We start from the raw sequence: 5,394 nt of genomic DNA, 5'->3' as shown, positions 1-5,394 counted from the left end.
ATTAGTGCTTCAGGACCCCCGGCAATGGGCCGGGCCGTCGTTTTGAAAGCCAGGGGATAAGTCGATGGTTGCTGCGATCGCCGGGAATGGATTGGGTCTGGACAACACCTCGCTGCAGAAGCTGGGTGGCAGCTCGGGGGGGACGGCTCGCACGGGACAAGGGAACGGGGCCGCCTACGTCAACCTGGCTACCGGCAACCTCGTACTTCAGGGCGCGGACGACGGCCTGGTCTACGCCGGAACCCAGCTCAACTTCATCCGGACGTACAACAGCCAGGGCCAGATGGCCGGGCACGACTGGCGGTACGGCTTCTCCCAAGCCATAGGCACCCTGACCGGGGCGGCGAACACGGCCGGAAGCACGGTGGTCCGTACGGCCAGCGACGGCAGCCAGGTCACATACGCCTTCGACACCGACCGGGGCCTCTACGTCAGCACCCAGCATGCCGGCACGGAGGAGACCCTGTCGTTATACTGGCGTCGTCGGGCACGTACCCGACACAACTTGGACCGAAAAGGCGAAGCCTCCGTTGTGGCTTGATCTCGATAGCAAGATCAATTCGAGCTTCGAAGGACAGGCGAATCGCTACCAGCTCGGCCATAAGCCGCCGCGGGTAGGAACACCGCGTAAGGGTGTCCACACAACCAGGAGGTTGGGCAATGGGCAGTAGCCTTGCTTTTTTTGCAGGTACCGAGGATTACTCGTCGCTGTTGTCAAAAATCGATGCGCTTGGATTGCATTTGCTTCCGCTGGAGTTGGGCTTGCCGATCTCAGACGTAGAAACGAGGCCGTTGTGCAATCTGTCGCTTGTCGCACTGGAGGACGCCCATCCTTACGGTGACCCACGAGTGATCATAGGAGGGGCCAAAGATCCGATGATGGATTTTTTCCGGCCCATCTATCGCGCCCCTTATTTAGTGCTAGGGCAGGTCTTATGGAACGACGATGATCCAGCGATAGCGGCGCTTACAAAGCCCGCTTTTAAAGGGATTTCCAAGTGGGTGAAGTCGAATTGGAGCAAGTTGCCGAACGGGCCATTCTATATCGGCCCTGAGGCGAAGCATCTTTATGAGCACGGAGCTGAGCTTGTGAATATCCTGCCCGACGCCAATGCGACGTTCACCAAGGTTTACTACTAGCTGTTCTGTCATATGCCGTGAGCGTCGTGCGTCGTGCGTCGACAGCGCAGCGGAATAGCCATATCAAGGGCGGCGCAGGAGGGAAACGTGCGTCCCGCTCTTTCCGAGGTGGACGCAGGCGGCGACACTACGTCGCCGTAGACGAGACGGCCAGCTAGCTGCCGACCGTGCTTGGGATAATCTGGTGAGGCAAGGCAAGGACGTGACTGTTGATATATACCCCCAATATACCGGCAAGGAAATCCGGATTCCTTAATCGTGAAATATACCTTGGACGGAGAGCCGCAGACCGTGGTGGAGCTATTCAATCGGTCCGCAAAGAGATAAAAATGCCATGAAATCCGTCGAACAGTATTATCAAGAAATTGGTGGCGCCGCCTTGGATTTGGCCAAGAATGCGAGTGGAAGGATCGCGTTGATGGCTCATGCAGATGACGGCGTGATCGCGGCATCCTTGTTCTACATAGAAGAAGGCAACCTGCAAGTTCGCTGTATTTTTCCGCCCAGCTCTGTGCGACGGAACATTCTTGACTTCTGGGAGGAGTGGGGTCGTCAGGAGCGGCGACCGGCGTGGTCGATGATGTGTTTTATTATTGACGACGAGGATTTCACTATCGATTTTCTCTATGCTGATGAGTTTGAGGATGGATATCCGAGCCTGGATGATGAAGCGCGCTTACTTCGACACTATTTTGGAAGTGACGATGTAGATCGATCGAACCCGGGTAGCGGGCTATAACCGTGTTTTCGGCCATAGCACCTGGCGGGCGTAATCGTGAAAAGTCACGAGATGTCCTCTATTGCTAGATCATGTGCGTGCAGAACAAGGTTTCTTGGATCGCGCATTTTGGCGCCGCAACGACTTGGCGGTCTGCGGATTGGCATCGACATTCGACGACCGCAGTACCGATAGCAAGATCAATTCCGGCCTCGGAGGACGGGCGAATTCCCGGGAATGGGGCGCGGACGCGGAGCAGGATCCTTCGTTCGCTGCCATGGTGGATGCCGTTGAGGCCGGTATCGCGGGGAGTGACCGTCTCCGCAAGGTGTTTCGCGAGGCCGTAGCGAGCCTGCAGTCGAAGCGAGGTAGTCCTCGAAGCACTGATTCGAAGCAAGAGTAGGGTCCCCCGCCCACGGATCACATGCGGTCGATGGCGCCCAGCAGGGCTAAGAGCGCTCGCCCGATGCCCGGGACGACGGCAGTTTCCGCACCGATGAGCAGCCGCATGACGCGATCGGCCGTGTTCGTTACCTCGACGAGGTCGTGACGTGACGCGTCGCCGCGGACCAGGTGCGTCCGGAAGCGCGCCTCCTCGACATCGCCTTCGAGAAGCGCGCGACCAATTTCCATCGCGTCCATTGCCAACCGGGCGCGGCATAGCTGCAGTTCTTCATCGACGTGGGCCATGGGTGCAGCCTACGATCGATTGCTTGGCGGTGGCATCGGTCGGCCGGTCTATGCCTTCGACGGGGTGTCCGCAGGACGACTGAAGTGCCGCATGTCCTGTTTACGTGACATTTTTCGCAGATGTCGTATATTCGGGACATGGTCACTCAAAATCCCATACTCGATCCGCTTTTGGAGCTCGGTCAACGACTTAGGCGCGAGCGCGCCCGGCTGGGACTAACCCAGGCCGCTGTCGCCCGAACCCCCGGCGTCGGGCGACAGAAGCTCATAGAGGTAGAGCAGGGAAGGCCGTCGGTGGCCATGGGTACTTATGCCGCGGTGATGCGAGCCCTGAATCTCGTTCCGACAGCAGGCCAGCCGATGGTGGTGATCGACGCGTTTCCCCAGTTGAAAAGGCTTGCCTGGAATCGACCGGGAACGCGCACCATCGCCGAGCCGGAAGCGCTTGCGCTGTATGAGCGAAACTGGGATCTCGTGGATCGTGATGCGATGGATGAACACGAGCGCCGCTTGCTCGAAGACCTGGTGACGCGCTATGGCAACGGAGTACTGCATGTTTGAGAGACCCCACCATCAACGGATCGCTCATGTCCTGCGGGCCCTTGACGGATCATTGCTCAAGTCGGCCCGTTGCTACTTCGGTGGTGGAACCGCGATTGTCCTCGAATGCGGGGAATTCCGGGAATCTGTCGACATCGATTTCCTCTGTGCAGATGCGGCCGGCTATCGAACATTACGTGAAGCCATTGAACCGCCAACGCTCGGGCGGCTTTTACGCAAGCCAATCAAGCATGCCCGCGACGTTCGTACCAACCGGGACAAGATATCCACGTACCTCGACGTGGACGGCGTAAATATCCGGTTTGAGCTCGTACGAGAGGCTCGCATAGATTTCGAACCCAGCACGCTGGATATCGAGGGAGTGCCAGTTCTATCGCACGTCGATGCTTATGCGGAGAAGCTAATGGCGAACACTGACCGCGGCCTGGATCGGTCCACGATGAGCCGCGACATCATCGATCTGGCGATGATGGTCGGCTCATGGGGGCCCGTGCCGCCTGAGTCGCTAGCGAAGGCCGAAGCAGCGTATGGCACCGCGGTGGCAAGGTACTGGGATAAGAGCCTTGCGCTTGTTTCGGACGCCACATACCTGAAGCAGTGTCTTGAGGCGAAGGTTGCCGATCTAAAAGGGTAACTCGAAGCCATCTGTAAGCTGTTGATAAATGGGTCTATTGATGCTGAAGGCTTCGAAATTTACTTCGATGATTGTGTAGGTAATCTTCGATGTTCACTCAGCGGCGACGTAAAAGTCGACGCTATCGGCGGCTTTTGGCTTTTTACCGGTAGGACAGGCGGCGGTTGGACATTACCGGCCGACAAGGCGTTACTCCGGCTCGGAGCGATGTGCGCGCGATGGTGCGCCGTAGTCACGTTTGAGGGGCGTCGTATGACAGCCACGGGACGGGGTTATGGCCACCAGGTCCGCTGTCATCGCCGTAACACTCTTGCGTTCAGCGAACGGGCTTCTTCGCATTCAAGAAATGTGTCATATAAGTGGACACCTGAAGGGCCTGCTTCCAGCCTCCCGCGTCCGCAACAGCCCACGCATTCTCGCCTTCGTTGGCGAGATCGACTAAAGATCCCAGTCGTGAAGAATGGCTCGTGATCATTTCAGCGTCTGGGATGCCGGCATCCATCGCGCGCTTTCTGAATATCCTAGAGACCTCGTCCGGGCGTAGCGCGTGGACTGCTGAAGTACCTGGATGTGAGCCCATTCGAGGCCGTCCTGCTATGGCGACGAATACTGGGCCGTCCTGGATCTTTCCCAAAACCATCCATCGGCGGACTCGTTCCATAGCGCCGTGACTAACAAAGCGATGCGCGCATGGGTCCTGACTCGGAAGGTCGCGCAGGTCTCTCGCTGTCAGCCACCAGTCACCATTGTCGTCGAGCGCAAAGTCTTCCACGCAAACTCTCACCAGCTCGCTGGCTTTCAGCAGTGTATCTGAAGCGAGGTTCAGTAACGCAGCATCTCGCAAATCGCGAGGCAGATTTCCCATGCGCGATAGAACGATCTTAACTTGCTCGTAGACGAGAGGGACAGCTGTTTTCTTGAGGTTGCCGTCATCCAATCGACCGTAAGCATCGACGCGAGCGGCGAGTTGCTGCTTAATGCCAGCGTACCGGTCGGGCCATTCCGCGGACTCAGAAGGATCAAGAAGAGAGGACGCTCTGTGAACGCGACGCAACGTGTAAACATAACGGCTTAAGGTCGCCAGTTTGTAATTTTGTTTCACTGCGTCACGGAGGAAATCCGTAAGCGTCTGGGTCGATGTCGGAAGGAGCCGTGCGGCGTGATCTCTGCACCATTTAACGTACTGCAACCAGTCAGATCGAACGGCTTTGCTTGTTGAAGAGGCTTGCTCAAGAATGAACTTTGCCTCCCATTGCTCTAGCGATCGCAGAATGGCAGGAGCCTGATTCTGGATTGCCTCATCGAATGCAAGCGGGCCGGCGCCGAGAAGCGTATCAACGATTGCGAGCGAGTCGATGTCACCCATGAGGCAGCCTCACCAAGAGCTGTTCATCGTGGCAGTTCAAACCGCAGAGTCGCGCAACACCAAGCTGACTGCGAAGTGCGCCTCAGAAAAATTCGTAATTGACTTTTAGTTCCGAAACGGCAACAACGGCCATCCGCACACCATTTGTGCGGATCATGCGCTTAGCGAGCGAGGTATCTCTATCGGTAAGGCGAAACGGCGGGGAAGCTCCCCGGGGTGCCATCTGGCGGATGGCCCCGGGGCTGGCACGGACTCTCGTGAGGAGGTTCCGGCCTCAACATAGGC

Annotated in this window: 7 protein-coding genes; 5 read left to right on the top strand and 2 right to left on the bottom strand. The window is 57.6% G+C overall.

From position 1 onward, the window contains the following. Positions 1–64 precede the first annotated feature (64 nt). The 3 genes from ACTHLF_RS21525 to ACTHLF_RS21515 all read left to right on the top strand — a co-directional run bounded on the left by ACTHLF_RS21525 (position 65) and on the right by ACTHLF_RS21515 (position 1,879). On the top strand, positions 65–541 hold the full coding sequence (locus ACTHLF_RS21525) for a DUF6531 domain-containing protein (RefSeq protein WP_440330327.1): 477 nt from the start codon (positions 65–67) through the stop codon (positions 539–541). A 119-nt stretch (positions 542–660) separates the two neighbouring features. Beyond that, positions 661–1,140, top strand: coding sequence for a hypothetical protein (locus ACTHLF_RS21520; protein ID WP_440330326.1), 480 nt, complete (start codon positions 661–663; stop codon positions 1,138–1,140). A gap of 334 nt (positions 1,141–1,474) precedes the next feature. Then, positions 1,475–1,879: a hypothetical protein gene (locus ACTHLF_RS21515; RefSeq protein WP_440330324.1), complete on the top strand. Its 405-nt coding sequence runs from the start codon at positions 1,475–1,477 to the stop codon at positions 1,877–1,879. Between the two features lie 399 nt (positions 1,880–2,278). Here the strand turns inward: ACTHLF_RS21515 and ACTHLF_RS21510 are convergent, their stop codons facing one another. Beyond that, entirely contained in the window at positions 2,279–2,548 is a 270-nt protein-coding gene (locus tag ACTHLF_RS21510) for a hypothetical protein (protein WP_440330322.1), read from the bottom strand. A gap of 120 nt (positions 2,549–2,668) precedes the next feature. Here ACTHLF_RS21510 and ACTHLF_RS21505 point away from each other — a divergent pair, with 120 nt between their 5' ends. Further along, positions 2,669–3,109, top strand: a complete 441-nt coding sequence (locus tag ACTHLF_RS21505) for a helix-turn-helix domain-containing protein (RefSeq protein ID WP_440330320.1) — start codon at positions 2,669–2,671, stop codon at positions 3,107–3,109. Then, entirely contained in the window at positions 3,102–3,743 is a 642-nt protein-coding gene (locus ACTHLF_RS21500) for a nucleotidyl transferase AbiEii/AbiGii toxin family protein (protein WP_440330318.1), read from the top strand. The genes ACTHLF_RS21505 and ACTHLF_RS21500 overlap by 8 nt, the downstream gene beginning before the upstream one ends. Positions 3,744–4,059: 316 nt before the next feature. On the opposite strand, the gene ACTHLF_RS21495 is transcribed toward ACTHLF_RS21500, so the two are convergent. Beyond that, positions 4,060–5,109, bottom strand: a complete 1,050-nt coding sequence (locus tag ACTHLF_RS21495; RefSeq protein ID WP_440330317.1) for a tyrosine-type recombinase/integrase — start codon at positions 5,107–5,109, stop codon at positions 4,060–4,062. Positions 5,110–5,394: the final 285 nt, after the last annotated feature.

This window comes from Luteibacter sp. (genome assembly GCF_051958795.1).
Lineage (GTDB): Bacteria > Pseudomonadota > Gammaproteobacteria > Xanthomonadales > Rhodanobacteraceae > Luteibacter.
The sequence above is the reverse complement of the archived record's forward strand: the minus strand, read 5'-3'. Positions and strand labels throughout refer to the sequence as shown.

Bases quoted from the DNA above. Each gene is read 5' to 3' on its own strand.
- ACTHLF_RS21525 (WP_440330327.1), top strand. From the start codon at position 65: ATGGTTGCTGCGATCGCCGGGAATGGATTGGGTCTGGACAACACCTCG.
- ACTHLF_RS21520 (WP_440330326.1), top strand. From the start codon at position 661: ATGGGCAGTAGCCTTGCTTTTTTTGCAGGTACCGAGGATTACTCGTCG.
- ACTHLF_RS21515 (WP_440330324.1), top strand. From the start codon at position 1,475: ATGAAATCCGTCGAACAGTATTATCAAGAAATTGGTGGCGCCGCCTTG.
- ACTHLF_RS21510 (WP_440330322.1), bottom strand. From the start codon at position 2,548: ATGGCCCACGTCGATGAAGAACTGCAGCTATGCCGCGCCCGGTTGGCA.
- ACTHLF_RS21505 (WP_440330320.1), top strand. From the start codon at position 2,669: ATGTCGTATATTCGGGACATGGTCACTCAAAATCCCATACTCGATCCG.
- ACTHLF_RS21500 (WP_440330318.1), top strand. From the start codon at position 3,102: ATGTTTGAGAGACCCCACCATCAACGGATCGCTCATGTCCTGCGGGCC.
- ACTHLF_RS21495 (WP_440330317.1), bottom strand. From the start codon at position 5,109: ATGGGTGACATCGACTCGCTCGCAATCGTTGATACGCTTCTCGGCGCC.